This window comes from Pseudomonas sp. ZT5P21 (assembly GCF_054897785.1).
Genome location: NZ_CM142705.1, coordinates 2606295 through 2631628, shown reverse-complemented (window position 1 = coordinate 2631628; position 25334 = coordinate 2606295). Strand labels below are relative to the sequence as shown.

The 25334-nt window shown below is 58.7% G+C and carries 22 protein-coding genes and 3 pseudogenes; 14 read left to right on the top strand and 11 right to left on the bottom strand.

The window, feature by feature from the left end; genetic code table 11:
• Nucleotides 1–63: 63 nt before the first annotated feature.
• Genes ACYZT9_RS12370 through gnd form a run of 3 tightly spaced genes read right to left on the bottom strand, consistent with a single transcriptional unit; the run spans nucleotide 64 to nucleotide 3382 of the window.
• Nucleotides 64–885, bottom strand: coding sequence for an HAD family hydrolase (locus ACYZT9_RS12370; RefSeq protein ID WP_462010027.1), 822 nt, complete (start codon nucleotides 883–885; stop codon nucleotides 64–66).
• Nucleotides 882–2405: a glucose-6-phosphate dehydrogenase gene (gene zwf, locus ACYZT9_RS12365; RefSeq protein WP_462010026.1), complete on the bottom strand. Its 1524-nt coding sequence runs from the start codon at nucleotides 2403–2405 to the stop codon at nucleotides 882–884. Before zwf ends, ACYZT9_RS12370 begins: the two co-directional genes overlap by 4 nt.
• Nucleotides 2402–3382 (bottom strand): phosphogluconate dehydrogenase (NAD(+)-dependent, decarboxylating), encoded by a 981-nt coding sequence (gene gnd / locus ACYZT9_RS12360; RefSeq protein ID WP_462010025.1) that lies wholly within the window; start codon nucleotides 3380–3382, stop codon nucleotides 2402–2404. Before gnd ends, zwf begins: the two co-directional genes overlap by 4 nt.
• Before the next feature lie 271 nt (nucleotides 3383–3653).
• Here gnd and ACYZT9_RS12355 point away from each other — a divergent pair, with 271 nt between their 5' ends.
• The 3 genes from ACYZT9_RS12355 to ACYZT9_RS12345 all read left to right on the top strand — a co-directional run bounded on the left by ACYZT9_RS12355 (nucleotide 3654) and on the right by ACYZT9_RS12345 (nucleotide 6128).
• Nucleotides 3654–3836 carry a DUF6026 family protein gene (locus ACYZT9_RS12355; RefSeq protein ID WP_462010024.1) on the top strand — a complete coding sequence of 61 codons (183 nt, stop codon included), beginning with the start codon at nucleotides 3654–3656 and terminating at the stop codon, nucleotides 3834–3836.
• 198 nt (nucleotides 3837–4034) lie between these two features.
• The gene (locus ACYZT9_RS12350) at nucleotides 4035–5783 is read left to right on the top strand and encodes a phosphoethanolamine transferase CptA (protein ID WP_462010023.1); all 1749 of its coding nucleotides are present in this window, start codon (nucleotides 4035–4037) and stop codon (nucleotides 5781–5783) included.
• A 144-nt stretch (nucleotides 5784–5927) separates the two neighbouring features.
• Complete coding sequence (locus tag ACYZT9_RS12345; protein ID WP_462010022.1) at nucleotides 5928–6128, top strand: hypothetical protein; 201 nt, start codon at nucleotides 5928–5930, stop codon at nucleotides 6126–6128.
• Between the two features lie 135 nt (nucleotides 6129–6263).
• Here the strand turns inward: ACYZT9_RS12345 and ACYZT9_RS12340 are convergent.
• The 3 genes and pseudogenes from ACYZT9_RS12340 to zapE form a co-directional block, all read right to left on the bottom strand.
• Nucleotides 6264–6437: pseudogene (locus ACYZT9_RS12340) on the bottom strand (GNAT family N-acetyltransferase); the annotation flags it as partial.
• Nucleotides 6438–6450: 13 nt separating this feature from the next.
• Nucleotides 6451–7038, bottom strand: coding sequence for a DinB family protein (locus ACYZT9_RS12335; RefSeq protein ID WP_462010021.1), 588 nt, complete (start codon nucleotides 7036–7038; stop codon nucleotides 6451–6453).
• A gap of 18 nt (nucleotides 7039–7056) precedes the next feature.
• Nucleotides 7057–8175 carry a cell division protein ZapE gene (gene zapE / locus ACYZT9_RS12330; protein WP_462010020.1) on the bottom strand — a complete coding sequence of 373 codons (1119 nt, stop codon included), beginning with the start codon at nucleotides 8173–8175 and terminating at the stop codon, nucleotides 7057–7059.
• Nucleotides 8176–8476: 301 nt separating this feature from the next.
• On the opposite strand from zapE, the gene ACYZT9_RS12325 reads away from it, so the two are divergent.
• The 3 genes from ACYZT9_RS12325 (at nucleotide 8477) to ACYZT9_RS12315 (ending at nucleotide 10883) form a co-directional block, all read left to right on the top strand.
• Nucleotides 8477–9529: an aldo/keto reductase gene (locus ACYZT9_RS12325; RefSeq protein ID WP_462010019.1), complete on the top strand. Its 1053-nt coding sequence runs from the start codon at nucleotides 8477–8479 to the stop codon at nucleotides 9527–9529.
• Nucleotides 9530–9845: 316 nt separating this feature from the next.
• A complete protein-coding gene (locus ACYZT9_RS12320; RefSeq protein ID WP_462010018.1) occupies nucleotides 9846–10319 on the top strand; it encodes an LEA/WHy family protein in 474 nt (157 codons plus the stop codon).
• A gap of 24 nt (nucleotides 10320–10343) precedes the next feature.
• Nucleotides 10344–10883 (top strand): GNAT family N-acetyltransferase, encoded by a 540-nt coding sequence (locus ACYZT9_RS12315; protein ID WP_462010017.1) that lies wholly within the window; start codon nucleotides 10344–10346, stop codon nucleotides 10881–10883.
• A gap of 102 nt (nucleotides 10884–10985) precedes the next feature.
• Here ACYZT9_RS12315 and ACYZT9_RS12310 read toward each other — a convergent pair.
• Nucleotides 10986–11189: pseudogene (locus tag ACYZT9_RS12310) on the bottom strand (carbon-nitrogen hydrolase family protein); the annotation flags it as partial.
• Here ACYZT9_RS12310 and ACYZT9_RS12305 point away from each other — a divergent pair.
• Nucleotides 11185–11457, top strand: a pseudogene (locus ACYZT9_RS12305) (LysR family transcriptional regulator); the annotation flags it as partial. The pseudogenes ACYZT9_RS12310 and ACYZT9_RS12305 overlap by 5 nt on opposite strands.
• Nucleotides 11458–11465: 8 nt before the next feature.
• Here the strand turns inward: ACYZT9_RS12305 and ACYZT9_RS12300 are convergent.
• Nucleotides 11466–11717, bottom strand: coding sequence for a hypothetical protein (locus ACYZT9_RS12300; RefSeq protein ID WP_462010016.1), 252 nt, complete (start codon nucleotides 11715–11717; stop codon nucleotides 11466–11468).
• Nucleotides 11718–11883: 166 nt separating this feature from the next.
• Between ACYZT9_RS12300 and ACYZT9_RS12295 the strand changes: the two genes are divergently transcribed.
• Nucleotides 11884–12201, top strand: a complete 318-nt coding sequence (locus ACYZT9_RS12295; protein WP_462010015.1) for an ElaB/YgaM/YqjD family protein — start codon at nucleotides 11884–11886, stop codon at nucleotides 12199–12201.
• A gap of 139 nt (nucleotides 12202–12340) precedes the next feature.
• Here ACYZT9_RS12295 and ACYZT9_RS12290 read toward each other — a convergent pair whose 3' ends face one another.
• Nucleotides 12341–13384, bottom strand: coding sequence for an Ldh family oxidoreductase (locus ACYZT9_RS12290; RefSeq protein ID WP_462010014.1), 1044 nt, complete (start codon nucleotides 13382–13384; stop codon nucleotides 12341–12343).
• A gap of 220 nt (nucleotides 13385–13604) precedes the next feature.
• On the opposite strand from ACYZT9_RS12290, the gene ACYZT9_RS12285 reads away from it, so the two are divergent.
• Both ACYZT9_RS12285 and ACYZT9_RS12280 read left to right on the top strand, forming a co-directional pair.
• Nucleotides 13605–18404 carry a dermonecrotic toxin domain-containing protein gene (locus tag ACYZT9_RS12285; protein ID WP_462010013.1) on the top strand — a complete coding sequence of 1600 codons (4800 nt, stop codon included), beginning with the start codon at nucleotides 13605–13607 and terminating at the stop codon, nucleotides 18402–18404.
• Between the two features lie 229 nt (nucleotides 18405–18633).
• Complete coding sequence (locus tag ACYZT9_RS12280) at nucleotides 18634–19635, top strand: FecR family protein (RefSeq protein WP_462010012.1); 1002 nt, start codon at nucleotides 18634–18636, stop codon at nucleotides 19633–19635.
• Nucleotides 19636–19804: 169 nt separating this feature from the next.
• Here the strand turns inward: ACYZT9_RS12280 and pvdQ are convergent, their stop codons facing one another.
• On the bottom strand, nucleotides 19805–22150 hold the full coding sequence (gene pvdQ, locus ACYZT9_RS12275; protein WP_462010011.1) for a bifunctional acylase PvdQ: 2346 nt from the start codon (nucleotides 22148–22150) through the stop codon (nucleotides 19805–19807).
• Nucleotides 22151–22470: 320 nt separating this feature from the next.
• Here pvdQ and ACYZT9_RS12270 point away from each other — a divergent pair, with 320 nt between their 5' ends.
• Nucleotides 22471–22842: a fe2+ zn2+ uptake regulation protein gene (locus ACYZT9_RS12270; RefSeq protein ID WP_462010010.1), complete on the top strand. Its 372-nt coding sequence runs from the start codon at nucleotides 22471–22473 to the stop codon at nucleotides 22840–22842.
• Between the two features lie 19 nt (nucleotides 22843–22861).
• Here the strand turns inward: ACYZT9_RS12270 and ACYZT9_RS12265 are convergent, their stop codons facing one another.
• Entirely contained in the window at nucleotides 22862–23050 is a 189-nt protein-coding gene (locus ACYZT9_RS12265) for a hypothetical protein (protein ID WP_462010009.1), read from the bottom strand.
• Between the two features lie 290 nt (nucleotides 23051–23340).
• Here ACYZT9_RS12265 and ACYZT9_RS12260 point away from each other — a divergent pair, with 290 nt between their 5' ends.
• The 3 genes from ACYZT9_RS12260 to ACYZT9_RS12250 all read left to right on the top strand — a co-directional run bounded on the left by ACYZT9_RS12260 (nucleotide 23341) and on the right by ACYZT9_RS12250 (nucleotide 25332).
• Nucleotides 23341–23790: a DUF411 domain-containing protein gene (locus ACYZT9_RS12260; RefSeq protein ID WP_462010008.1), complete on the top strand. Its 450-nt coding sequence runs from the start codon at nucleotides 23341–23343 to the stop codon at nucleotides 23788–23790.
• On the top strand, nucleotides 23790–24224 hold the full coding sequence (locus ACYZT9_RS12255; protein WP_462010007.1) for a YqaA family protein: 435 nt from the start codon (nucleotides 23790–23792) through the stop codon (nucleotides 24222–24224). The genes ACYZT9_RS12260 and ACYZT9_RS12255 overlap by 1 nt, the downstream gene beginning before the upstream one ends.
• An 85-nt stretch (nucleotides 24225–24309) precedes the next feature.
• The gene (locus ACYZT9_RS12250) at nucleotides 24310–25332 is read left to right on the top strand and encodes an alpha/beta fold hydrolase (protein ID WP_462010006.1); all 1023 of its coding nucleotides are present in this window, start codon (nucleotides 24310–24312) and stop codon (nucleotides 25330–25332) included.
• Nucleotides 25333–25334: the final 2 nt, after the last annotated feature.

Genomic DNA, 25334 nt, shown 5'->3' with positions numbered 1-25334 from the left:
AAGCGCTGGTCTGCCGTGAGTTTCTGGCTGTAAACACCGATTAAAAATGTGGGAGCGGCGTTGTCATCCAGGGAGGATGAATCGCTCGATCGCCTGCGCCGCGCCGTCTTCCGTGTTGGCCCCGGTCACCACATCAGCCTGACGCTTCACCGCCTCTTCCGCCTGCCCCATCGCGATCGACAAGCCCGCGCGGTGAAACATGGCGGGGTCATTGCCGCCATCGCCCATGGCAGCCGTCTGCTCCAGCGGCACACCGAGAAGCTCGGCCAGAGTTGCCAGCGCCACGCCCTTGTTGGCTTGCATCGCGGTCACGTCCAGGTAAATCGGTTGCGACCGCGACACCTGAGCCTGGCCCTCGACCTTGGGCAGCAACTGCGCCTCCAGCTCAATCAACAACTGCGCGTTATTGCTCGTTGCGACGATCTTGTCGATGTGTTCCAGATACGGTTCGAAACTCTCCACCACCACCGGTGGATACCCCAGGCCATGCTGCTCCCGAGGAACCATCGGTCCGATCGGGTCTTTCACCAGCCAGTCGCCACCGCTGAACACCCACACTTCAATGTCCGGCAGATCGGCGAACTGCGTCAGCGTGATCAGCGCTGCCGTGGCCGGCAAGTAATGCGCGACCAGCAAACTGCCATCGGGATTGACGATCGTGCCGCCATTGAATGCTGCCGTGGGCAGATCGACGCCCAAGGCTTCGATCTGCTGCAACATAGCTTTCGGCGGCCGGCCAGTGGCGAGGCTGAACAACACGCCCGCCTCGCGTAACGAACGAACGGCTTCGATAGTGCGCTGACTGAGACTGTGGTCCGGCAGCAACAACGTGCCGTCCATGTCACTGAGCAGAAAACGGATGGAGTGTTGCGTTACCTCACTCATCCGAGGCCGTGCCAGACGCGACCGTCGCGAGTCAGCAGATCCTCTGCCGCCGGTGGTCCGTCTTCACCCGCCGCGTAAGTCTGCACATCCGCGTTCTGCTGCCAGGCATCGAGGAACGGCTGTACGGCACGCCAACCGTTCTCGATGTTGTCGGCGCGCTGGAACAGCGTTTGATCGCCCGTCAGGCAATCGTAAATCAGGGTTTCGTAGCCGGTGGACGGCTGCATTTCAAAGAAATCCTTGTAGGCAAAACCCAGTTCGATATTGGCCATTTTCAACGCCGGGCCTGGCCGCTTGGCCAACAGGTCGAACCACATGCCTTCGTTGGGTTGAATCTGGATCCGCAGATAGGTCGGTTGCAGCTCATCAACCTCGGTATCGCGAAACTGCGCGTAGGGCGCCGGTTTGAAGCAGATGACGATCTCAGTGTCGCGCACGCTCATGCGTTTGCCGGTGCGCAAGTAAAACGGCACGCCGACCCAGCGCCAGTTGTCGATCATGACTTTGAGCGCGACATAGGTTTCGGTCGTGCTGTCGGGTGATACGTTGTTTTCCTGGCGATAACCCGGCAACAACTTGCCGTCGACCTCGCCGGCGGCGTATTGGCCGCGCACCGAATTGGCCCGTGCATCTTCGGTGGACCAAGGGCGAATCGCCCCGACCACTTTGGCTTTCTCGCCGCGAACAGCATCGGCACCAAAGGCCGCAGGTGGTTCCATCGCCACCATTGCCAACAGCTGAAACAGGTGATTAGGCACCATGTCCCGCAGGGCGCCGGTGTGCTCATAAAAACTGCCACGGGTCTCCACGCCGACGGTTTCGGCGGCGGTGATCTGTACGTGGTCGATGTAATGATTATTCCAGAAAGCTTCGAACAAGCTGTTGGAGAACCGGCTGATCAGAATGTTCTGCACGGTTTCCTTGCCCAGATAGTGATCGATCCGATAGATCTGGTTTTCCGTCATCACCTTGAGCAAGCACGCGTTCAAGGCTTCAGCCGTTTGCAGGTCGGAGCCGAACGGTTTTTCGATCACCACCCTTCTGAAGGCGTCCGGTGTCTCTTGCAGCAAACCGGCGGCGCCGAGACGCCGCACCACTTCGCTGAAGAAACGTGGCGCCGTGGCCAGATAAAACACCGCGTTGCCAGTGCCGCTGGCAGCGATTTTCGCCGCCAGCGCCTGATACGTGCTGTTGTCCAGGAAGTCGCCCTGGACGTAGCTGATGCCTTTGGCCAGTTTGGCCCACAACTGCGGATCAAGGGCTTGATCGCCCTTGCCGACCTTGCTCGCCACTTCGGCCCGAATGAAATCTTCGAGCTTCTGCGCAAAGGCCTCATCGGAGATGGCGTTGTGGTCAACGCCGATGATCCGCAGTCCATCTCCAAGCAGACCGTCGCGACTCAGGTTGTACAGCGCCGGCATCAGCAAGCGCTTGACCAGGTCACCATGGGCACCGAACAGGAACAGCGTGGTCGGTGGTGCAGGTTCTGCCTTGGATTTATTGCGGATCAATCGGGTCATTTTTTCGAAGTCTCCACGTGGCCACCGAAGCCGAAGCGCTGGGCCGAGAGAATCTTGTCGCCAAAAGTGCCTTGTCCGCGCGAACGGTAGCGGGAGAACAGCGAGTTCGACAGCACCGGTACGGGCACTGATTGCTCCATGGCGGCTTCGATGGTCCAGCGACCTTCACCGCTGTCCGCCACCGAGCCTGAGTACCCCTCGAGTTTCGGATCGCTGGCCAGAGCGTCTGCGGTCAGGTCGAGCAACCACGATGACACCACGCTGCCACGGCGCCAGACTTCGGCGATATCAGCGACGTTCAGCTCGAAGCGCTGGTCTTGCGGCAGGTTTTCGCTGGCCTTGGTCTTGAGGATGTCGAAGCCTTCAGCGAAGGCCTGCATCATCCCGTATTCAATGCCGTTGTGGATCATCTTCACGAAATGGCCCGAACCTGCGGGGCCGCTGTGAATGTAACCGCGTTCAGCGCGGTCATCGTCCGACTTGCGGTCCTTGGTGCGAGGGATGTCGCCCAGGCCCGGGGCCAGGCTTTCGAACAGCGGATCAAGGCGTTTAACCACCTCGGCTTCGCCGCCGATCATCATGCAGTAACCCCGTTCCAGGCCCCAGACGCCGCCGGAGGTGCCGACGTCGACGTAGTGCAGGCCTTTTTCCGACAGGGTTTTCGCCCGGCGGATGTCATCCTTATAGTAGGTGTTGCCACCGTCGATGATCGTGTCGCCAGGTTCGAGCAAGGTGCTCAGGGTGTCGATGGTGTCTTCGGTCGGTGCGCCTGCCGGCAGCATGACCCACACCGCTCGTGGTTTGGCCAGGCCAGCGACCAGGGCTGGGAGGTCGATGACACCTTTGGCGCCTTCGGCGGCCAAGGTATCGACGAAGGCGGTATTGCGGTCGTAAACAACGGTGGTATGCCCGTTGAGCATCAGGCGCCGCGCAATATTGCCGCCCATGCGGCCCAGTCCGATAATCCCGAGTTGCATGTGCTGATGCTCCCTACTACAAATAAAAGTGTGTCAAAGGTTATAGCCCAACGCGACTAATGAGGGTTAGTCCAGAGCGTTGGCACATAGTTTCCGGGCATTGTGCCCGATCCTGACTGATAACGTCGCGAATCGTGCCGAAGGCACAACGACCATAAAAAATAAAAAAGTTCCCTTCCAGGGCAAAAGAAATCAAAATTGGTGCCGATAGTAAATTAGCTCCGACGTCGGAGCAGATTTACAGTTGAGACAGCCATTTGCGAGGTGAGCAATGGGCACAGTACAAGCAGCACGGCCAGCACAAACCCTTTATGTCACGATCCGTCGTGATGAATTGCGCCAGTTGAAAGACGAGCGCGACCAGCTCAAGCAGGAAGTCGAGCAGTTACGCCTGCTGACGCAAGGAATCCAGGCTCAGCCAATGCCAGTCAGACTTCGTACTCCCCACGCCTGATCCCCTCGCCTGAATCGGAAGCAGCCCCGCGCTGTTTCCGATACGACACCCGATTCGCCCGCCCTCGCAGCTCACAAAACTTTCACACGTTCCTGTTGATACTCCGGCCCGTTATGGCCGCCCGGTATCCGCGCGGCGCCTGTTCGTCGGCGATCTTCCAGTCCCGGCGGTAGAAAGTGATACTGGCTGGAGCGCGCAATGGCTTTGTTTCAACGCAGCAGCAATTCGTCTGCGAAAGGTTTCGATTGGGCCGGGCTTCTCTGGCTGTTCCTGTTCTTCTGGTATTTTTCCGGCATCACCCAACTGCTGATCCAGTTGACCGGCACCTCCGGTTTTACCGGGTTCCGCCAGGCCTTCGTAATGAGCGCCATCTGGCTGGCGCCGATGCTGCTGTTTCCCCGACAAACCCGTGTATTGGCCGCGCTGATCGGCCTGGTGCTGTGGGCCTGCTCCATGGCCAGCCTGGGTTACTTCTTCATCTATCAGCAGGAATTTTCCCAAAGCGTCATCTTCATCATGTTCGAGTCGAACATCTCTGAAGCGGGCGAATACATGACCCAGTATTTCGCCTGGTGGATGGTGGCGGCGTTCCTTGCCCACACCCTGTTCGCGTATTTCCTGTGGACGCGGTTACGCCCGGTGTACATGCCCCGCGGTCGCGCACTGGTGGCGGCGACGGCCATTCTGGTGGCCGTGGTCGGGTATCCGATGATCAAACAGACTGCCCGCACCGGCAGCCTCGCCGGCGGCTTCGAAAAATTCGAAACCCGCATCGAACCGGCAGTGCCGTGGCAGATGGCAGTGGCCTATCACCGTTACCTCGACACCCTCGCCGGCATGCAGGACATGCTCGACAGCGCGAGCAAGATTCCTCCGCTGCACAACTTCAAGGATGCCTCGGCCAACCAGCCGGCCACCCTGGTGTTGGTGATCGGTGAATCCACCAACCGTCAACGCATGAGCCTCTACGGCTACCCGCGTGAAACCACCCCGGAACTGGACAAACTCAAGGATCAACTGGCGGTCTTCGATAACGTCATCACCCCGCGCCCCTACACCATCGAGGCGTTGCAGCAGGTGCTGACCTTCGCCGATGAAGAAAACCCGGACCTATACCTGTCGACTCCGTCGCTGGTCAGCATGATGAAACAGGCCGGCTACAAGACCTTCTGGATCACCAACCAGCAGACCATGACCAAGCGCAACACCATGCTCACGACGTTCTCCGAGCAGGCCGACGAGCAGGTGTACCTGAACAACAACCGTAATCAGAATGCCGCCCAGTACGATGGCGATGTGATCGAGCCGTTCAACAAGGCCCTGGCTGACGCGGCGCCGCGCAAGTTGATCGTCGTGCACTTGCTCGGTACGCACATGAGCTACCAGTACCGCTATCCGTCGACATTCGACACATTCAAGGACCGCAACGGTGTTCCTGCCGGTGTGCGCGACGATCAACTGCCAACCTACAACAGCTATGACAACGCGGTGCTGTACAACGACTTCGTGGTCTCGAGTTTGATCAAGGACTACGCCAAGTCCGATCCCAACGGTTTCCTGCTGTACCTCTCCGACCACGGTGAAGACGTTTTCGATTCGGCTGGCCATAACACCCTGGGCCGCAATGAGGCCAAACCAACGGCGCCGATGTACACCATTCCGTTCATGGCCTGGGCCTCGCCGAAGTGGCGCGAAAGCCATGACTGGAGTTTCGCCCAGGATCTGGGGCGGCCTTACAGCAGCTCGCACCTGATCCATACCTGGGCCGATCTGGCGGGGCTGAGTTTCGATGAGCTCGATCGCAGCAAGAGTCTGGTCAGCGACAGTTTCAAACCGCGCCCTCTGATGATCGGCAATCCTTATGAGCGTGAGCAGAAGGCTTTGATCGACTTCAGCCTGATCAAACCCAAGGTGAAGCCTGACACTGCGGGCGTCGTCCTGAAGTAATTCCCCTCAGGGGCCGGTTCCGGCCCCTTTTCTCTGCGCCCTTCGCCCGCGGGTCATTCCCATTTAACGGAATCGGCAGATAATTGCCTTGCGACATTGCTTCATGGATGAAAGGCACCCGATATCCGTTTTGGGAGGCGAACCATGAAACGTACACCCCTGATCGTTGCTGGCCTGATGACGTTCGTTTCGGCTAGCGCATTTGCCGAAGGTGGCGCCGAACGCATGCGTTATTACTACGAAAGCCTGCGACTCAGCCAACAGGAGAATCAAAGCCGGCAAACCGCCGAAGTCCGGGTTCCGGACGATCAAACGGCGCAGGTGACCGAGCACTACAAGCGTTGATAGGCTGATGCCTATCTATTGTAGGAGCGAGCTTGCTCGCGATGGACTTCAGAACGCCGCGTTTACCCCGCAAACACGCGTCTCCGTTAACAACCATCGCGAGCAAGCTCGCTCCTACAGTTTTTCCTGCGGCGCCTACAGCGCCTTGGTCCAGAACAACATCCGGCCATGCTCCGGATCGAACATGCCGGCGCTGAAGCCGAATTTGGCGTAGGAGGACTGGGCCACCGCATTGCCTTACAGCACTTCCAGGGTGATTTTGCAGCAACCACGCTGACGGGCGATTTCTTCGACCTTTTGCAGCATCTTCATCTGGCAATCTTTAAACTGAAGTGCCCCAGATCAGCGCTTCGGTCCATCCCAGTTCGGCGAAATCCGCAGCTCGCAGGCCCGACTCACCGGCACAGAAAAACTCGTCCAGTTGTGGCGGCGCGATCGAAGTTCCGCTGAGCATTGCGTGAATCTGCCCACGGTGATGAATCTGGTGCTCGAACAGGTGCGACAGCAAGCGCAAGCGACTGTCGTGTTGCGGCGTGTCCCGGGCGATCGTCACGATCTTGCCCAGGTCCGCGTCACGCAGTTGCTCGCAGTAGGCAATCAGCCGACGGTCTACGTGGGCTTGTTCGAGCTTGAGGTCCATGGCGTGGGTGAACGGTTCGTCTTCGGTGAAAAATACCTGGCACTCGGGATGCGGTGCATCCCCACGCAACTCCCGCTCCAGCGCATCCACGTAAAACCAGTCGCAAGTCAGGATGTGATTGAGGGTCGCACGCAGACTGGGGAAGAAACTGACCCGTGGCGCCGCAAGGTCCTCGGGACTCAACGGCCCCCAGGCCTTGGCCAGTCGATGGTTGGCCCAAGCGTTTTGATAGGCCATGGTCAGCAAATGATGGGACAAGGGCTGATTCATGTTCGCGGCTCCTTGAATTCAAGCGTCGGCGAAACGTTGCAGCTGCATTTCCTGTAATCGGCTGAGGGTGCGGCGGAACGGGAATTCCAGATAACCTTCGGTGTAGAGCGATTCCATCGGCACCTGCGCTTCAAGGTACAACGGCACTTTGCGGTCGTAGCATTCGTCCACCAACGCGATGAAACGCCGCACACCGTCGTCATGCACCGACAACTGCGGCAATTGGCGGTCGCCCGCCACCACTCGTTCGACACCGTCTTCGGTGCCCCGAGCGATGCGTCCTTCGCGCTTTTGTGCGCTGAGGTTGGGCACGTCACTCAACAGAATAGCCTTGTAGGTGTCACACAGGGCCATGAAATCCATGGCGGCAAAGGGTTGCTCGCAGAGGTCGGCGTAGCGACTCCAGACGACGGTTTCGCTGGCCTGCACCACGTTGAGTGAACGGTAACCCACCTTGATCGGCTCACGGGAAACCGACTGCCCGGCGGTCAACGCCTTGAAGACATCGCCCAGCGCACCGGGCTGGCGGGGCGCGGCAACCCAATAGCGTTGCAACCCGGCGCCGGGATGCAGGCGATGATCTTCGCCGCCATCCACCGCTATCACCTGCATGTGCCGCTTGATCGCCTCGATGGCCGGCACGAAGCGGTCACGGTTGAAACCATCGGCGTACAGCAGGTCCGGCGGCTGATTGGAAGTGCAGACCACCACTACACCCTCATCGAACATCTCCTGAAACAAGCGTCCGAGAATGATTGCGTCGCCGATATCGTTGACGAATAGCTCATCGAAACACAGCACGCGCACGTCCTCGCTCAGTTCCCGCGCCAGCGCTTTCAGCGGGTCGGCGGTGCCGGTCAGCTGAAACGAGCGCTGATGCACCCAACTCATGAAGTGATGAAAGTGCTGGCGTCGGGCCGGGACCTGCAGGCTTTGGTAAAACTGGTCCATCAACCAGGTCTTGCCCCGCCCGACGGGGCCCCAGAGGTAAACGCCGGTCACCGGCGCGCGACCTTCATGCAGCGCTTCATGGCATTTTTGCAACGCCCAGACAGCATGTTCCTGGGCTTCGTCCTGGACGAAGCCCTTCTGTTCGATGGCGTGTTGCCAGGCACTTAATGGAGAGTCGACATTCATGCGCGGCAGTATGCCATCGCGACGCGGCCTCTACAGTGAAATGTCCAGTCGGGTGGTCTTGCCCTGATCGTTCAGACGAAACACTGGACTCCGCGCCTCGCCGTAGATCGGCGCCGAGTGCGGTGAGTTCCGCAATGTCGCGGTAGAGCGTAGGCTCGGAATCTCCAAGTTCGCCGGGATCGGTCGACTTTCACCGCGCATGAAACAGGACCTTGACGAAATACATGAGCGGTATCATCTTATTTGAATGTCGCACGACATCTATATTCGGTTGCCGCGCCTTTCCTTCAGGAGTCATCCCATGCATTACAAAGTATTTGGCCGAAAAACCGGCTTGCGGGTCTCGGAACTGGCGCTGGGCGCCGGCAACTTTGGTACGGGTTGGGGCCATGGCGCCGAGCGCGATGAAGCCAAACGCATGTTCGATGGCTATCTGGAGGCCGGCGGCAATTTCATCGACACCGCCAACGGCTATCAGGGTGGCCAGTCGGAAGCCATGCTCAGCGAGTTCATCACCCCGGAGCGCGATCGCCTGGTCATCGCCACCAAATACACCTTGGGGACTACGCCCGCTGCGGGCATTTCCCACACCGGCAACAACCGCAAAAACATGGTTCGCGCCGTGGAAGAAAGCCTGACACGGCTCAAGACCGATCACATCGACCTCTTCTGGGCGCACATGAGCGACGGTGTCACGCCCATGGAAGAGATCCTGCGTGGTTTCGATGACCTGGTGCGTGCCGGCAAGATTCATTACGCCGGCCTGTCGAACTTCCCGGCGTGGCGCATCGCCCGGGCGGACCTGCTGGCCGAAGTTCGCGGTTTTGCGCCGATTGCCGCCATTCAGGTCGAGTACAGCCTCGCCGAGCGCACAGCCGAACGTGAGCAACTGCCGATGGCCGAAGCGTTGGGGCTGGCCGCGACCTTATGGTCGCCGCTGGGTGGCGGGTTCCTGACCGGCAAATACCGCTCAAGCGACGAGAACAATCGCGCCGCTAAACTGGGCATGCTGGTGCACGCCGAGAAAAGTGCCCGCGAAACTGCCCTGCTCGACACCTTGCTCGCCGTCGCGACGGAGCTGGGCGCCAGCCCGACGCACGTGGCCATTGCCTGGCTGCGGGAAAAAGCCAACCGCTCGACGACGGCGCTGATTCCGATTCTGGGTTCACGCACGCGTGAGCAGCTGGATGCGACGTTGGGGGCTTTGAATGTGCAGTTGAGTGCAGAGCAAGTGTCGCGGCTGGATAGCGTTAGTGAAGTGGCGAAGGGTGTACCGCATGAATCGATTGCCGGTTCATTTTCACGGTTTAGCGGGGGTGAAACCCTCGACCTACCGATGATCCCGGTAGCCTGACGCAGATCGAAATGTGGGAGCGGCGGTGCGAGCAAGTCGAATCGTCGCACCGCCGCTCCCACATTTGACCGTGCACTAACGATCGACATTTCCATCGCCAATGGCTAAAGCGCTGCACAGCATTTCGAATCGCCAATCACCGTCGGCGCGTTGTGCGCTATCGTGCTGAATATTTCCCTGCCGGAAGAATGTAAAACCCGGATATCCTGGCCAAAGGTGAACCCGCCCCACCTGCGGTTGTCGCACAGTTGAACCGTTAGACAGGCTCAAGGCCGAGCCATCCGTGGTTCATCCTTTTCTTCAAGAGAGCATGTCCATGCGCCGTATTCACGCCTTTGTCCTTTCCCTCCTTTTGTTGTCCCTGAGCGCCTGCGCGCTGTTGCCCAATCGTGACCCATTGAACATCAACGTGGTCGGTTTCCAACCGCTGCAGAGTCAGGACATGGAAGTGCGTTTCGCGGTGAAAATCCGCGTGCAGAATCCCAATGAAACCGCCATCGACTACAACGGCGTGGCCCTGGACCTGGCAGTCAACGGTCAGCCGCTTGCCTCCGGCGTCAGTGATCAGTCGGGCTCCATTGCGCGCTTTTCCGAGACGGTGCTGACCGTACCGGTCAGCGTTTCGGCGTTCTCGGTGTTGCGTCAGACACTGGGCCTGAGCCAGACCCAAACGCTGAACAACCTGCCGTATGTATTGCGCGGCAAACTGGCGGGCGGCTTGTTCGGTACGATGCGCTTCACCGACAGTGGCAAGCTCAGTTTGCCGGGGGCGGTGACCGGCACTTTGTAAACCCTGTCAAGGAGCCACACAACCATGGACGCCCTACCCACCCTCTACACCGAACGCCTGATATTGCGCCCGCTGAAACTGGCCGATGACATTCAGCAACAGTTCCCGCACTGGGAAGTGGTGCAGTATCTGAACGCGCTCGTGCCTTGGCCTTATCCCGCTGACGGTGCCCTGACCTATTTGCGTGATATCGCATTGCCGGCGATTGCTGCGGGCAAAGAGTGGCACTGGTCGATGCGGTTGAAGTCAGCGCCGCAACAGTTGATCGGCAATGTCAGCTTGATGGATGAACAGGACAACAACCGCGGATTTTGGCTAGGCCCGCCATGGCAAGGTCAGGGTTTGATGAGTGAAGCCAGTGCCGCCGTGACCGAATACTGGTTCGAAACCCTTGGGCAAACAGTCCTGCGTGTACCAAAAGCAGCGCCCAATATCGGTTCGCGCAAACTTTCGGAACGGACCGGCATGCGCTTGATCCGAACTGATGAAGGTGATTTTGTCGGCGGGCGATTTCCCAGGGAAATCTGGGAAATCACTTATCAAGAGTGGTTACGGCAACGCTGAAGATCAATTGTGGGAGCGGGCTTGCTCGCGAAGGCGGCTCAGCATTCAACGAGAATGTTGAATGTCAGATTGCATTCGCAAGCAAACCCGCTCCCACATTGATCAAGTGTTGAATTTAACGCCAGGTTTGGCGCGTTCATCTACGGTCAGTTCGAACACGTCCGGTCGTGCGTAGTGGCCGACGACATCGTAGTCGTAACGCGCGCGAATCAGGTCGTCGGTGTCTATTTCAGCGGTCAGTAAACCGGCAACGCCACGCAGCGGCCCGGCCGGAATGTCGCCCATCGGGCCGACGATCACGCTGATGGAGCGCAGCATCGATCTGGGGATCACGCCGGCGGGTTTGCCGAACGATTGCTGAGTCGTCAGGTATTGGGGGAAGGCGGGCAGTCAGGCGGTGGCGACCATTCCGGCGCATGCCGCCCGAAGCATTGCAGCGCTCAGCGGCCTGGCGCTGCTGCCTTGCCCGTTGGCGTTGCCGCGTTACCCGATCGAACTGGGCTGGCGCACCCGTACGCAGCTCGATCCGGTGGTGTTGAAAGTGCGTGAGGCGATTGTCGCGAGCTTTGCGTGAAGCCGACTTTACTTGGCGGTCATCAATCGATTGACTTCACTGCGCACCATGTTCGCGAATTCAGGGGGCGACATGCCGTCGAGTTCGGAACGGACCCACTCGGCCCATTTGCCTTTGCGTTTGGCGCGCTCACCGAACAACCGCGCGGCTTCGCCTTTGGCTTTGCCGAGGTTGTTTTGCCAGAGTTCGAACAGACGGGATTTCTCGTCTTCAAGCGCCGCGCGCTCGGCAAGGGATTTGTCGGCCAGATTGAAGCTCATGGGGAATTTCCTGCTGCGTAAAATTGGCGACATCTTACACTGTAGGAAGAAATGTCCTGCGCTGGATTTTTCTACAGGATGGCGTCCGCAGGGGAAATCGCTGCAACTTTTTCCGTCGCGGCAGACTCCATTGTTCACTGACCATTTCATTTGCAAGGAGTCACCAATGGCCCGGAAAACCCGCGCGCAAGTCGCCGAAGATCAAATCAAGGATCAGGCGTTCAGCGAACTTCATGCGTTGATCGAAGAGTCGGAAAAGCTGCTCAAGAGCAGTGCGTCGCTGGTCGGTGAAGAAGCCGATACGCTACGCGGACAAATCGCCCAGAAACTCCAACAGGCACGGGATTCGGTCAGCCGTGTTCGCGACCGGACCCTGCCTGCGGTCGAAGCCACTGAAACCTACATTGGCGGTCATCCGTGGCAGACCGTGGCAATTTCCGCCGGTTTCGGTTTGGTCGTCGGCTTGTTGCTGGGCCGTCGTTAATCACTGCCAACAAATAATCTCGTCGTGAAATGCAATCACTGTGGGAGCGGGCTTGCTCGCGAAGGCGGTATATCAGGCAACAATGATGTCGACTGACACTCCCTCTTCGCGAGCAAGCCCGCTCCCACATTGTTTGCGTTTAACCTAGCCCGGCCAATTCCTGCAAATTCGTCAACGTCTGGGCATCCAGCGCGATCCCATTGGCTTGCGACTTCTCCCGCTGATAATGACGTCGATCCCCCGGTAACCGTTTAAGCCCCACGCCATGCATCTGCCGCACCAGTTCCTGGCTGCGCTCGGCAAAGTTCTGCCCGGCCGCCTTGCTCGGGTCGATCACGATCAACAGTTGGCCGGTCCACGGCGTCTTGGCCCCTGGGTGGTTTTTCCAGTCGAACTCGAACGAGAAGTTGCCACCGGTCAACGCCGCCGCCAGCAGCTCCACCATCATCGACAGCGCCGAACCTTTGTGCCCGCCAAACGGCAGCAATGCACCGCCTTCAAGAATCGCCTTCGGGTCCTGGGTCGGCTGGCCGAGGCCGTCCACCCCCATGCCCGCTGGCAGGCGTTCGCCCTTACGCGCGGCGATTTGCACATCGCCATGGGCGATGGCGCTGGTGGCCAGGTCGAAGACAATCGGATCACCGTCGGCCCGCGGGGCCGCGAAAGCAATCGGGTTGGTGCCGAATAGCGGGCGGTCGGCGCCATGCGGCACCACGCAGGTCATGCTGTTGACCACGCTCAAGGCCACCAGCCCTTCATAGGCGAGCGGCTCGACGTCCGGCCACAAGGCTGCGAAATGATGGGAGTTACGAATCGCCAGCACCGCAATGCCGGCACTGCGGGCTTTTTCCACCAGCAAGGCGCGTGCGGCCGCGAGGGCCGGTTGGGCGAAACCGTTGCCGGCGTCGACCCGGACAAAACCCGACGCCACGTCCTCCACCACCGGTACAGCCTGGCCATTGACCCAGCCACTCTTGAGCGTCGACACGTAACCGGGAATACGGAACACGCCATGGCTGTGGGCCCCATCGCGCTCAGCGCCGGCACAGTTTTCTGCCAGCACGCGAGCGACGTCGGCCGAGGTGCCGTGACGCAGGAAAATCTTCTCAAGCAATGCCGTCAACTCAACGAGGGACAGGTTTTGCGAGACAACAGTAGATACACGATCGTGTGGCGCAGACATCTGAAGCTCCAGACTAATTATTGGAGGGGGCAACAGCGTATGAAGACCTGCTGATTAACCACGCGGGACCGGCAGCCTGTCAACCTTTCCACTCAACCCGCGCGCACAGCCACCGGCAGAGGGTGCGTTAACTATCTACCACCTTCGATGCTCCAGCAGCTCTTAGTCTCGAGTCTCAACCAAACAGCGCTCACAGTTGCGCCCTGCAAGAGACTCGACAATGCCTACACCCACTCCCCCACTGTTTTTTCCCCAGGCCCTGGAGTCTCCCGGCCACTGGACTGACCTTGGCAAAACCTATGGGTTGACGCGCAAGGATTTCGAATGGTTCAGCCACCTGAAACTGGCCACCCATGCCCTACGCAATCAACAGACCCCGCCGATGCTCGCTGAAAAAATTCTGGTCAGCACTGGCACGCTGTACCTGCCCTTGGCAGGCTGCTTCGTGTTGAGCTCAACGCCTGATGAAAACGGCGAGATCCTCTACACACCGTACGCAGGTATCAAGAAATTTGCCGGACGCAGCGCTTTGACCGATGACATCAAACGTCAGCTCGATGACGCGGACGAAGATGACGGTTTGCTGGCCTTCATGTCATTGTCCGCGCGTAAAACGCTGGCGGCGGCCACCGACATCACAGTGACTTTTGAAACCATTGACGGGGACGTATTCGACGATCAGCGCACCATCATTGAAAATAACCAGCGCCTCAATGATCAAGCCATGGTCGACGAACTTCAGAATCTTCCAACGCTTGTTGCGCTGCTCGATACGGTGCTAGCGCAACTGCTGAAACCGACGTTTGCAGGGTTGGATCAGCGTCGGACCCAAGTCGGTTTTTACACCGAAACCGATTCGCAAAGCGCCACGTCTCGGCGCTGGGTCAGTTCCATGTCCATGAGCGAAGCGCTGCTCTCGTATTACCGCCATCAGCGCTGGCCGACCGGGCTGCGCCCGGAATTTTCTCATCCGCAAAGAACGCCACTGTCCGCTGACCAGCAACACTGGGAAACGGCGATCAAGAACGCTGCCGATAGCCTGATTGGCCAACTGTCCGTGCAACTGCAACGCTTCTGGAACGAGGCGAGCGTCGACGGCGCCACACGCCGGGCATTCTTTACCAGGGCCATCCGTGAAAAGGCACGTGCAGACCTGCTACTCAAGCGCGAAGCCGAGATCATCTCGCCGGAGCAAAGCAGTACCTTACACGCGATGATCGAGTCGACGACGGGAACGTCCCCCACGCTGGTCCTCGAAACCGTGCGCCTGTGGGAATACCAGCCCAACTCTGTAGAATTGGCCGGCTCACTGATGATCAGTCAGGACAGTGCCAACGCCTTTCTTTACACCCCCGCCAAAGGATTACTGGTTCTGAAGGACTACCAGGACCTGAAAGACACCCTGCGAAAAAAATCCATCGTGGCCGGTCACGACGACGAACTCTATGACCTCATGAGTCTGGAGGAGCGAAGTCTATTTATCGGCTTCGATGAGCCGCACGTGTCTGGCGCCGTGATCAGCGGCTCGATATTCACCACACTCTTCGAAGCAATCATCACCAAACAGCTGCAGAACACCGAGTACGCCTTTCAGGTTTTCCGGCACAGCGACGGCGCGGTGAATATCCAGGCCTATTTCGACAAGGCCCTGGACATACGCTCCATGATCGACGAACGACTGCTGGCCCAGGAAGACCAAGGCCGCTGGAGTACCCGTCCCCTATTGTCGGGAGAACAACCCTCCATGGTTCTGGGGGACACCGCAGCGGGCTTCGTAAAGACTTTTCAATCTGTCGAAGGGCTGATCCGCGAAGAGTTTGAACTCCAACCGCTGGGCAGTTCGGCGCTACAACGCTATCACCTGACGTCCATGAAACCGCGATTGTCGTACGCGCTTTCCGTAGGCGTGCGTGGCGAGGCCACCCTTCGGGAGTTGGGAGGCACATTGCGAAACGCGGATTGGGTCATCGTCGACACGGTCTTCAACCCGGAACGTCCGGACCGTCATCGTCGCCCCGCAGTGCGGGGTTTTCACCCGGATGCTTTCTCGCTGGTCCTGGATTGTGCCGGCGAAAAAGATGTTGTGCGTTTGGCCAACTGCATTCTGTTGACCGAGCGTGGCGGGCTCGACGTTCAGCATTCAGGGCGCGCGATCCTGTGGACACCCGGGGCGGGGCTGGAAGTTTTCGAGACGGTCGCCAGCGCACGGCAACAGCTGAACCTGCGCCTGCTCGATCCTGACAAACGCCTGGTACTGCTGGAAAACCTCTCGCCTATCCAGCGCAAACACCACCGGCGCTACTCGCTAAATTCACTGCGGCTGATCGAGGGCGATGTCTTGCAGTTCCTCGTGCAGTCCGGCGTTGACCTCTTTCTGGCGCGTTGCGAACACGTGCGTGCCTTGAAATTGACCGATGCTCAACAAAGCACGGCGCTTCAAACGTTGACGAAAACCGTCATCGATACCAATTTGCCCAGAGCCACGCTGATCGCCCGGGCCATCAGTCAGCGACAATCCATGCCCGCCTGGCTGGGCTTGGCGCCCGTCGAAGAACAGAAGTTGCACATCGAACTGCTTGAGCAGTATCGCCACAGTGTCACCGACGATAAGGACTACCTGCACGGGATGCAGACGGTTGAGGAGTACGTTCGCCAGACACTCAAGACCTTGCTGACGGCACGCTTCCCGAAAGAATCCATTGATCCCGACATGATTGAGATCACACCCAATCTGGCGTTGGCAGGGCCTGCACAAACCCTGACTCAATTCGCCTTGAACCACATCAACATTGCTCAGGGAACGGGATTCCGAGTCAGTTCCACTGGCCGTCAAACACTGCCTGAGGACCTGAATCAAACCGCCGTGAAACAGCTTTTACTGTCACTGAACATCCCGCGAGATTATGCAAAACAAGTCACAGAGGCCTTATCAGGCACCACCGCTGCCGCCCGACAGTTGCGATTCGTTCAACAGGTACCTTGGCAATTGCTGCAACACGCACACGCCCTGAAATTGCAAAGACAGCTGTCCGCCAACGCGTTTGACTTGATTTTCCAGGTGCTGGACATGCCGGACGCCATTGCCCGGTCCACGGTGGCAGGCGCTCACGCCATCGTCAGGCCACTGGAGATAATCAAGACAGCTGGCGCCACCGCCGTTCAGGCCAAGGGTCTTTACCTGATCGGTCCCGGCACCGGAAAGCAAGGGTCGCACATCCTGTATGCGTCCTACTCCGAGGGCTCGGTGTTCACGGAGTTCGCAAGCGAGACGGACATCGTCGCAGCGATCAATACGCCGGGCGCATTGCAGGACCTGATCGTCCGTCGCCTGCCGGAAAGCGAGCAGGCGTCGTTCAGAAACCTGCTCCAGTCCAGCATCGGTGAGTTGAGTGAACTTACCCTCGCGTCCACACCCATAGACGGCAATCTGCTCGCGCAGTTATTCAGCGACAACACCAGCGTGTTGGCGCAAATGCTCGGCAGTCAGTCCCATATCGCCGGCCAGTCGGATTGGGAGGCGGCCAAACAGTTGTTCAGCTCCGGCATCAAACTGATCTCCGGTCACTTGCCTGGCAAACTTGCCTACGTTCGTTTTTTGTGGCAAGCCTTCGAAGACTTTGACGACTCCGCAGAGGCCTTGCAGGATCATCATTGGACACGCGCCCTGGAGCGTTTTATTGCCGGTGCCGCGCAGATGGTGACGCTGGGGGAATTGTCACTGGAAGATCTGGCCGACAGCGCACCACCGCCGGCCACAACCGCACCCGTCAAGACACCGGTGGCTGACCCACAATGGGCAAAGATTAATCCGACGGCGCCGACACGTACCCAATTGCAGCCCTTCGAGGCGTCAACCGTGAGCTTGAAGGACTTGACCAAAAAGGCCGCCGAAGGCACGTACGTTGACCCCGTCAGCAAGCTGCGTTTTGCCCCTGTCGCCGGGAAAGTCTATGAGGTTGCCAAGCCAGGTGCTGTCTGGCAAATCAATAAGGCCGGGGTCAGCGGGCCCTCGCTTGTGAAAACACCAAGCCAACAACTGGCGCTGGATCCGGACCGCCATACGGTGCATTTCGGCAAGGCCATGTCGAAGATGATTAACGCGTATGCGGCAGACCGTGATGTCAATCGGGTTTTCAATATCGAAGCCCGAGGCATGACAAACATCCGCGCCCTCCACCCGCACAAGGCCCGCGCGATCGTGGAGGCCATCGATATGGCGCGCTACTACGCATTCAATAGTTTGCACAATCTGGCGCAGGCTCGAAGCCTTGCAAAAGGAACGCGGCTGGATAATTTCCTCAGAGCCTTCTTTGACGTAGCCCAGGTCGATACCAACTTGCTTGAAAAAATAGGACAAGTCATCGTTCCCATCTGCAAGGCACTGGTCGATGAAAACGACGAATTATGGAACTCCGAACGTTTTATCACAGGCTCCATCGTGCCGGCCTTGGCTGACACGAGCGCCTTCGTGGTCGATTACGATAAGCGCAAGCATGTGCACTTCACCGAAAAATTCTTCGATCAACAACTCGATTTGTACGATGCCTTCCTGACGGAACCTTTCGATGTCGACGGTCACGCCCAGGCCGCCGTCCTGATACATGAGTTCGCTCACCAATATTCGGGCGCGAAAGATTTTGTATATCTCGAAGCAAGGCGACCCTTCAGTGACCTGATCGCAACAGTAACCAGCCTGGGCGCAGCCCTGAAACAGACCCAGGAGACGTTTCAACGAGAAGCATTGTCCCTGGCTACTCCGCGGGATGAACTGTTCGCCCGATGGAACAGCACGTTGCAATCCTGGGTCAGCCTGGATTCGATTGATGGTGCCGAACACGTGGGCAGGGAAATCCTCAAAATAACCGGTTGCCAGACCATGGACGACGCACGAACCGCCTTCAGAAATCCGGTGGATGCAGCGCCGCGCATCGCCACTATTTTGCGCAATGCCGATTCGATTGCGCATTTGATCTGCCAGTTGGGCCGACAGCTCGACCCGGCGCCTCCGTCGACTCCCTGATCCGCCTTCACCTGCGCAGAACCGGCGTTCTGCGCAGCACGACCGGTGCTATTGCGCCAATACCTATCGCGTTGATCAATTTTTCACCTCATCCATGGATACTGCTGCCCGCTGGCGCGCTTTTGCGGCACGTCAGCGAAAAATAAATACACTTTGATGGGTAATTGCCATGACCGATGTTCTCGCAGGCTGCCCTCAAGGTTAGAATGGCGCAAATCAGGATGAGTCCATGACTGACCACTCTCTCTCCCAAGCCGAATACGACGCTATCACCGATGCCGCTGCGCACTGGTGCATGCGTCTGCACGCCAGCGATTGCAGCGCCGATGAACGGCAAGCTTTCGAGCAGTGGCGAGACGCTTGTCCGCTTCATGCGTTCGAGTACGAGGCCATGCTGGAGATCTGGGTAGTGGCGGAAGACTTGCCTCGTCTGGAAACCGTCATCCCCGCCGCTCGCCTCAAACCCGCCACGCCCTGGCGCTCGTTTGGCATTGCCGCCGCCGTTTGCGCACTGGCGTTGCCTCTGGCGGCCTGGACCGGCTGGAACCTGGGCTGGTTACCCAATGCCTATCAGCATTTCGAGGCAAGCAATACGACCCGCCTGGTCACGTTGAGCGATGGCAGTCAGGTCGAACTGAACCTTGGCACCGAGCTGACCTTCAGCAATTTCAAGGATCAACGCCGGGTCACGCTGGATAAAGGCGAAGCTTTTTTCAGTGTCAGTCACGACACCAACCACCCCTTTGTTGTCAAAGCAGCGGACGGCAGAATCCGCGTCACCGGGACCCAATTCAACGTCTGGATGTATGAGGATCAGGTCCGCGTGAACCTGGTCGAAGGTTCGGTGCTGGTCAGCAGCAACGATAACCTGCCGGGTGATGGCTTGCGCCTTGAGCCTTCGATGCAGGCGCGCTACAAACAGGGCGACTTCACGCCGCAAATCAGCCAGACCTATGCCAATGATTCTTCACTGGCCTGGCGCCACGGCAAACTGGTGCTCGACGACCTGGCGTTAACCGAAGCCCTGCCCTTGATCAATCGCTATTTGACAAACCCTGTGATGGTCGCCGACAACAGCACCGGCGCGATCCGCCTCGGCGGCATCTACAACATCAAGGAGCTCAACAACCTTGTGGCGAAACTGCCAAGAGTCTTGCCGGTTTACCTGACCCGCAACAAGGACGGCAACCCGGTCCTCAACTCCATCCCGCAACACACTCCGAAAAGCTGAAAGGCCGCCACCCTTGCGGGGTGCGGCCTTTTACGCATTCCCCCAGTAGGAGCAGCCGGTCGACGCTCGATTGCTCACGATGGTCGTTAACGATAATGCGGGCTGTCTGGATGACAGCGGCGTCTCGACGTTTTTCGCGAGCAAGCTCGCTCCTACAGCACTCTTCGTTCTATTGATTGGCTACCTTCCCGGCTTTTTCATCCTGCTCGCGGATCGTCTGCACCTGATATTGCGGGTCTGAAGTGATCTGCTGTTCGGTGAACGGCAACACACTCAACTGCTTCTTCGAAAACGCCAGGGTCTGGTCATTGGCATATTTCGACGCCGGATCGCTGGACAGCGAGAACGCCAGCAGTCCTTTGGCCTGCGGCCCCTTGTCATCAAAAGTCACTACCTGCAAATAGCTGGTGCCACTGACCACTTCGCGTTTGCCATCGGTTCTCGGCACGCTCTGGATGGCGTTGTAGACGCCCAGTGTGCCTGGCCCGCCATGAATCGGCGTCTGCTGATCGCCACTGCTCACCACCTGGATATCGCCCCAGCGGCTGTCTGACTCGAGACCCGATTGGTTGACCTGTTCCACCGACGCCAGCATCGCCTCGCGCAGGGCCTTCGCTACGTCCGGGTGATCAACCGCCAGGCCGCGCGGGGTGTGTTGCGGATCTGTCGGATCAAACGCGACCCGCCAGACATCAGGCGTCTCCTGCAGCGACTCCATGATGTTCTGGAAATGGACAAAGCCCAGACCGCTGTCGAGATTCGCATGGCGGTCCCAGGTCTTGAGGGTGGCGCACAGGGGCGTGAGTGTCGGCGCATCGGCGCCCTGATCTTCAGCGCAGAATTGCAACAGGTCCGGCATCACCAGAGCCGCCTGGTACACCTGATCGTCCATCACCATCCGTTGCAGATCCGCCGCCGCAATCGGCCCGGCCTTGTTTAGCGTGCCCAGGCGATCCAGGGCAAAGCGTGAACGCAGACCCAGTGCCTGACCGTCCTGGCTGATCAACGGCGAGAAACCGGTGAGCGGCTGTGCCGGGTTGGCCATCCAGGCCGAATCGTTGGAGTGCTGCACAAAGTCCTTGCGCAGCAGCTGCGGCAACTTGTCCGCTGCATAGATGCCTTTTTGCGCCGCCGTCGGGTCGATGTCCCAGGCACAAGCGCTAGTGGAACCGTCGAGCACGATCATCTGCAACCCGACCCGTGGATCGCTGCATCGGGCCAGCTTGTCGGCATTGACGTTCGGCACCACCGACAGGTTCATGTATAGCGTTTGGCCCTGATCGTCCGCCGCCAGGGTGTTGACCCACGGGATGCCCTGGATCTTGTGGACCGATGCCTGCAGTTCCTTGAGGCTGGCCGCGCGGTTCATCGCGTACCACTGCTGCAGCACCCGGTCGTTTTCGAGGTTGGCGTCGCGCAAGCTGTAGGCGAACTGGTTGTCCCAATCCAGTTTTCCAGGCCATTGCACAATCGGGCCGAACTGCGAACTGTAGATCACATGCGAAACCGTCCGGGTCTGCCCGTCAGGCTGTTTCACGTTCACGGTCACGGTCTGCTGCTTCATCGGCAATGACTTGCCGTCGAGCACATAGCGGGTCGGATCCTTGGGATCAAGTTGCAGGCGATACAGGGTGAAATGCTTGGACGAATCCACGGTGTGGGTCCAGGCCAGGTGTTGATTGAAGCCAATGTTGATCATCGGCAGGCCAGGCAACGCGGCGCCCATCACGTCCAGTTTGCCGGGAATGGTCAGGTGCATCTGGTAAAAGCGCATCCCGCCGACCCACGGAAAATGCGGGTTGGCCAGCAACATGCCACGGCCATTGAACGAGCGCTCGCTGCCCACCGCGACAGCATTGCTGCCGCGATCGAGGGCGAAGCGCTGCTGGCGCACATCGGCGACCTGAAACGACGCGGACGCGTCTGCGCTTTGAGCGGCGGCTTTGGGTGGCGTGGCGCCGGCCAGTGCTTCGGCAAACTGCCCGACACCCCCTTCGACCAGCAGACGTCGGGTCAGCATGACCAGGTCCTGCGCGGTAATGTCTCGCACCCACTCTCCCTGGCATTGCTGCGGCAAACCTTTCGCGCGACGTTCCTTCAGCGAACGGTTGTAACCCGCCACATACCCTTCTATGAGGTCGCGGACTTCCGGGGTTTGTGCCTGCCAGAATGCGGAGACGGCCTGCGGCGTATTCAGCCAATTGAAAAAGACGTCGCTGACCTGGTTTACGCGCTCTTCGACCGTGAACTGCTCCGGGCCGAAATATCGTGAACGTTCGCCATTCACCGTGGTGATTTCATTGGCCAACAGGCACAGATTGTCCTGAGCGTAGGCGTAGCCGATGCCGTAGCCGAGACCCCGCTCGTTTTCGGCGCGAATATGCGGTACGCCAAAGCTTGTCCGGCGGATATCGGCTGTCGCTTGGTCCGGCTGGCTGCGCGCGTTTGCCGCAAGACTCAAACCCACCAACACACCGGCTAGGCTCAATCGGGTTAACTGCCTGGTAATAATCACGCTCACTCCTGATCCAATATGCCTGATGCCATGTAGGAGCGAGCTTGCTCGCGATGGTCGTTAACGATTATGCGTTTCAACTGGATAAACGCGTCGCTCTTACGTTCATCGCGAGCAAGCTCGCTCCTACAGTAAGAACGAAATTCGAGACTAAAATTTAGAGTGCTGGAGCGCGTTTTTACGGGGGTTTACGGGTTTCTGACGTGATGGCGACAAAATTTCTACATTCGCGCCTTCATGATTCGAGTGGCTCGTACGTCTTATTGAGTAAGAGCACCCAACACATCTATCCGGTTCAGGCTCTGAAAAGGAGTTTTTGCATGTACAACTCGCAACTGCCAACGGACGGTAGCACTGCACCAATGGGCACTTCCATAGGCTCGGGCCTGTTCACTCAGCGTACCGAACGGCACAGCAACGAACGGATCCGGGTTCTGCTCAAGAGCTTTGGCCTGCGCACCAGTCTGATCCGACTGAAAGTCATCGACGCCCTGCTGACAGCCGCCGAGAGCGACCGCAGCCTGGGGGTGCGCGGTGTGCACAGCCACTTGCTGGACCTGGATATTCCCCTGTCCTTTCTCAGTGTGCGCGAAGTGTTGAAGCGTTTGTGCAGCGAAGGCGTGATCACGCTGAACGCGGACAAGAGCTACAGCCTGCATCCACAGGCTGCCGCCATTCTGCACGGCGAGTAATCCTGTCTGCGGGCGTGGATCAGGTTTTGACCTTGCGGCGCATCACGCCATTGATCACCACCACGATCACCGCCACACCAATGGCGATGTACTGAAACAGCTTTTCGCTGATGACCCCGGCATTCTGCAAATACGAAAGGCCAAACATGATCCCCAATACCACCAGGGAGATCAGAATCGAGTATTTCAAACGTTGCGACTGGGTCATTGCCCTTTTCCTTAAACTATCAGCTTGAACCTGGACCTGAATAATGTATTCGGTTTGTATCCGGATGCATGCCAGGCCCCTACAGATTTTTCGGGGTTGCGGCGCAGCAAACGGGGGCTCATGTTACAGCCGATGAAGAGTTTTGGCTTCATAGCGGCGATAACCCGAGGATTCGAAATGTTCCGTCGGCCCCACAGGTTCAGCATTACTTCGAAACAATCTCACTGCTCCTTATTGGCTAAACTAGTCAAAATGCCTTTTTTGACCGCCATCCGAGTCGAGACTCCACCATGCGAACCCACCTGCGTCTGGTCGCCCTGAGCGCCCTGTTCATTTCTTCCCTGGCCCAGGCCGCCGACCTGATCCCGATCGAAGTCCACCGTGACGCCAACTGCGGCTGCTGCAAAAAATGGATCAGCCATCTCGAGGCCAACGGCTTCAAGGTCGAGGATCACGTCGAAACCGACATGAGCACATTCAAGCAACAACACGGCGTGCCTCCACGTCTGGCGTCCTGTCACACCGGCTTGATCAACGGCAAATTCGTCGAGGGCCACGTGCCGGCCGACCAGGTGCTGGCGCTGAGCAAGCGCGATGATCTCCTGGGCGTCGCCGCCCCTGGCATGCCGATGGGTTCGCCGGGCATGGAGATGGACGGCATGAGCGATGCCTATCAGGTGATCGGCCTGAAAAAGGACGGCACTGATGTAGTGGTGGCGGACTACCCCGCCGCTCATTGATGCTCGGTGCGTACATCGGGCTGTTCTTCGCCGCCTTCGGTGCGGCGACCCTGCTGCCGTTGCAATCTGAGGCGTTGCTGGTGGGGTTGTTGCTCAGCGAGCAGTATTGGCTCTGGTCGCTGCTGGCGGTCGCGACCCTGGGCAATGTCCTCGGCTCGCTGCTGAACTGGTGGCTGGGGCGCGGCATCGAGCGGTTTCGCGAACGGCGCTGGTTTCCGGTCAGCCCGCAGCATCTGGAAAAAGCCCGGGTTCATTATCAGCGCTATGGCCATTGGTCACTGCTGCTGAGTTGGGTGCCCGTCATTGGCGATCCGCTGACACTGGTAGCTGGCGTCATGCGCGAGCCGCTGGGCCGTTTCCTGCTGATCGTGACACTCGCCAAAGGCGCGCGTTATGGCGCGCTAACCCTGGCCACAATGGGCTGGATGAGTTGAACGATCACGCGTCGCGATTGCCTGTGTTTAATGTCGCCCTAATCATGCCGATCCAGCATCGGCCGATTTCCTGTGGAGTTTACCCATGCCCCTCGCCCTCTCCCGCTGGCTACCGAGCCTGCTGCTGACCGCCGCACTGCCCGTGTTCGCCATTGAAGGTCCGGAATACGGGCCGGAACTGCAAGGTTTCGAGTATCCCTACACAGTTAAACACTTCGCCTTTCAGTCCCAGGGCAAATCCCTGCAGATGGGCTACATGGACGTCGCAGCCCATGGCAAGTCCAACGGGCGCAGCATCGTGCTCATGCACGGCAAGAATTTCTGCGGCGCAACGTGGGACACTTCGATCAAGGCCTTGAGCGACGCCGGTTACCGAGTCATCGCGCCAGACCAGATCGGTTTTTGCACCTCCAGCAAACCGGACAACTATCAGTACAGCTTTCAGCAACTGGCAACCAACACCCAGCAATTGCTCAAAGCCCTAGGCATCCAGAAGGCCAGCCTGCTCGGGCATTCCACCGGCGGCATGCTCGCCACCCGCTATGCGTTGCAATACCCCGATCAGGTCGAACAACTGGCCTTGGTCAATCCCATCGGACTGGAGGACTGGAAAGCCGTCGGCGTGCCCTATCGCACGGTGGATCAATGGTACGCGCGTGAGCTGAAGGTGACGGCGCAAGGCATTCACGATTACCAGCGCAGCACCTACTATGACGGTCGCTGGAAACCCGAGTTCGACCGCTGGGTGGACATGTACGCGGGCATGGCCAAAGGACCGGGCAAAACCCTGGTGGCGTGGAACTCGGCGCTGATTTACGACATGATCTTCACCCAACCGGTGTACTACGAATTCAAGGACCTGACAGTACCGACGCTGCTGCTGATCGGCACTTCGGACACGACGGCCATCAACAAGGACATCGCGCCGCCCGAGGTCAAGGCGAGAATCGGTCGCTACGACGTACTTGGCAAGGACGTGGCGAAACTCATTCCTCACTCGACGCTGATTGAATTCCCCGGCATGGGCCACGCGCCGCAAATGGAAGAACCGGAGAAATTCCACCAGGCCCTGCTCGCCTGGCTGAATAAAACCAATCCCGTTCAATGACG

Coding starts and splice junctions, on each gene's coding strand:
- ACYZT9_RS12370 (WP_462010027.1), bottom strand. CDS start 885: ATGAGTGAGGTAACGCAACACTCCATCCGTTTTCTGCTCAGTGACATG.
- zwf (WP_462010026.1), bottom strand. CDS start 2,405: ATGACCCGATTGATCCGCAATAAATCCAAGGCAGAACCTGCACCACCG.
- gnd (WP_462010025.1), bottom strand. CDS start 3,382: ATGCAACTCGGGATTATCGGACTGGGCCGCATGGGCGGCAATATTGCG.
- ACYZT9_RS12355 (WP_462010024.1), top strand. CDS start 3,654: ATGGGCACAGTACAAGCAGCACGGCCAGCACAAACCCTTTATGTCACG.
- ACYZT9_RS12350 (WP_462010023.1), top strand. CDS start 4,035: ATGGCTTTGTTTCAACGCAGCAGCAATTCGTCTGCGAAAGGTTTCGAT.
- ACYZT9_RS12345 (WP_462010022.1), top strand. CDS start 5,928: ATGAAACGTACACCCCTGATCGTTGCTGGCCTGATGACGTTCGTTTCG.
- ACYZT9_RS12335 (WP_462010021.1), bottom strand. CDS start 7,038: ATGAATCAGCCCTTGTCCCATCATTTGCTGACCATGGCCTATCAAAAC.
- zapE (WP_462010020.1), bottom strand. CDS start 8,175: ATGAATGTCGACTCTCCATTAAGTGCCTGGCAACACGCCATCGAACAG.
- ACYZT9_RS12325 (WP_462010019.1), top strand. CDS start 8,477: ATGCATTACAAAGTATTTGGCCGAAAAACCGGCTTGCGGGTCTCGGAA.
- ACYZT9_RS12320 (WP_462010018.1), top strand. CDS start 9,846: ATGCGCCGTATTCACGCCTTTGTCCTTTCCCTCCTTTTGTTGTCCCTG.
- ACYZT9_RS12315 (WP_462010017.1), top strand. CDS start 10,344: ATGGACGCCCTACCCACCCTCTACACCGAACGCCTGATATTGCGCCCG.
- ACYZT9_RS12300 (WP_462010016.1), bottom strand. CDS start 11,717: ATGAGCTTCAATCTGGCCGACAAATCCCTTGCCGAGCGCGCGGCGCTT.
- ACYZT9_RS12295 (WP_462010015.1), top strand. CDS start 11,884: ATGGCCCGGAAAACCCGCGCGCAAGTCGCCGAAGATCAAATCAAGGAT.
- ACYZT9_RS12290 (WP_462010014.1), bottom strand. CDS start 13,384: ATGTCTGCGCCACACGATCGTGTATCTACTGTTGTCTCGCAAAACCTG.
- ACYZT9_RS12285 (WP_462010013.1), top strand. CDS start 13,605: ATGCCTACACCCACTCCCCCACTGTTTTTTCCCCAGGCCCTGGAGTCT.
- ACYZT9_RS12280 (WP_462010012.1), top strand. CDS start 18,634: ATGACTGACCACTCTCTCTCCCAAGCCGAATACGACGCTATCACCGAT.
- ACYZT9_RS12270 (WP_462010010.1), top strand. CDS start 22,471: ATGTACAACTCGCAACTGCCAACGGACGGTAGCACTGCACCAATGGGC.
- ACYZT9_RS12265 (WP_462010009.1), bottom strand. CDS start 23,050: ATGACCCAGTCGCAACGTTTGAAATACTCGATTCTGATCTCCCTGGTG.
- ACYZT9_RS12260 (WP_462010008.1), top strand. CDS start 23,341: ATGCGAACCCACCTGCGTCTGGTCGCCCTGAGCGCCCTGTTCATTTCT.
- ACYZT9_RS12255 (WP_462010007.1), top strand. CDS start 23,790: ATGCTCGGTGCGTACATCGGGCTGTTCTTCGCCGCCTTCGGTGCGGCG.
- ACYZT9_RS12250 (WP_462010006.1), top strand. CDS start 24,310: ATGCCCCTCGCCCTCTCCCGCTGGCTACCGAGCCTGCTGCTGACCGCC.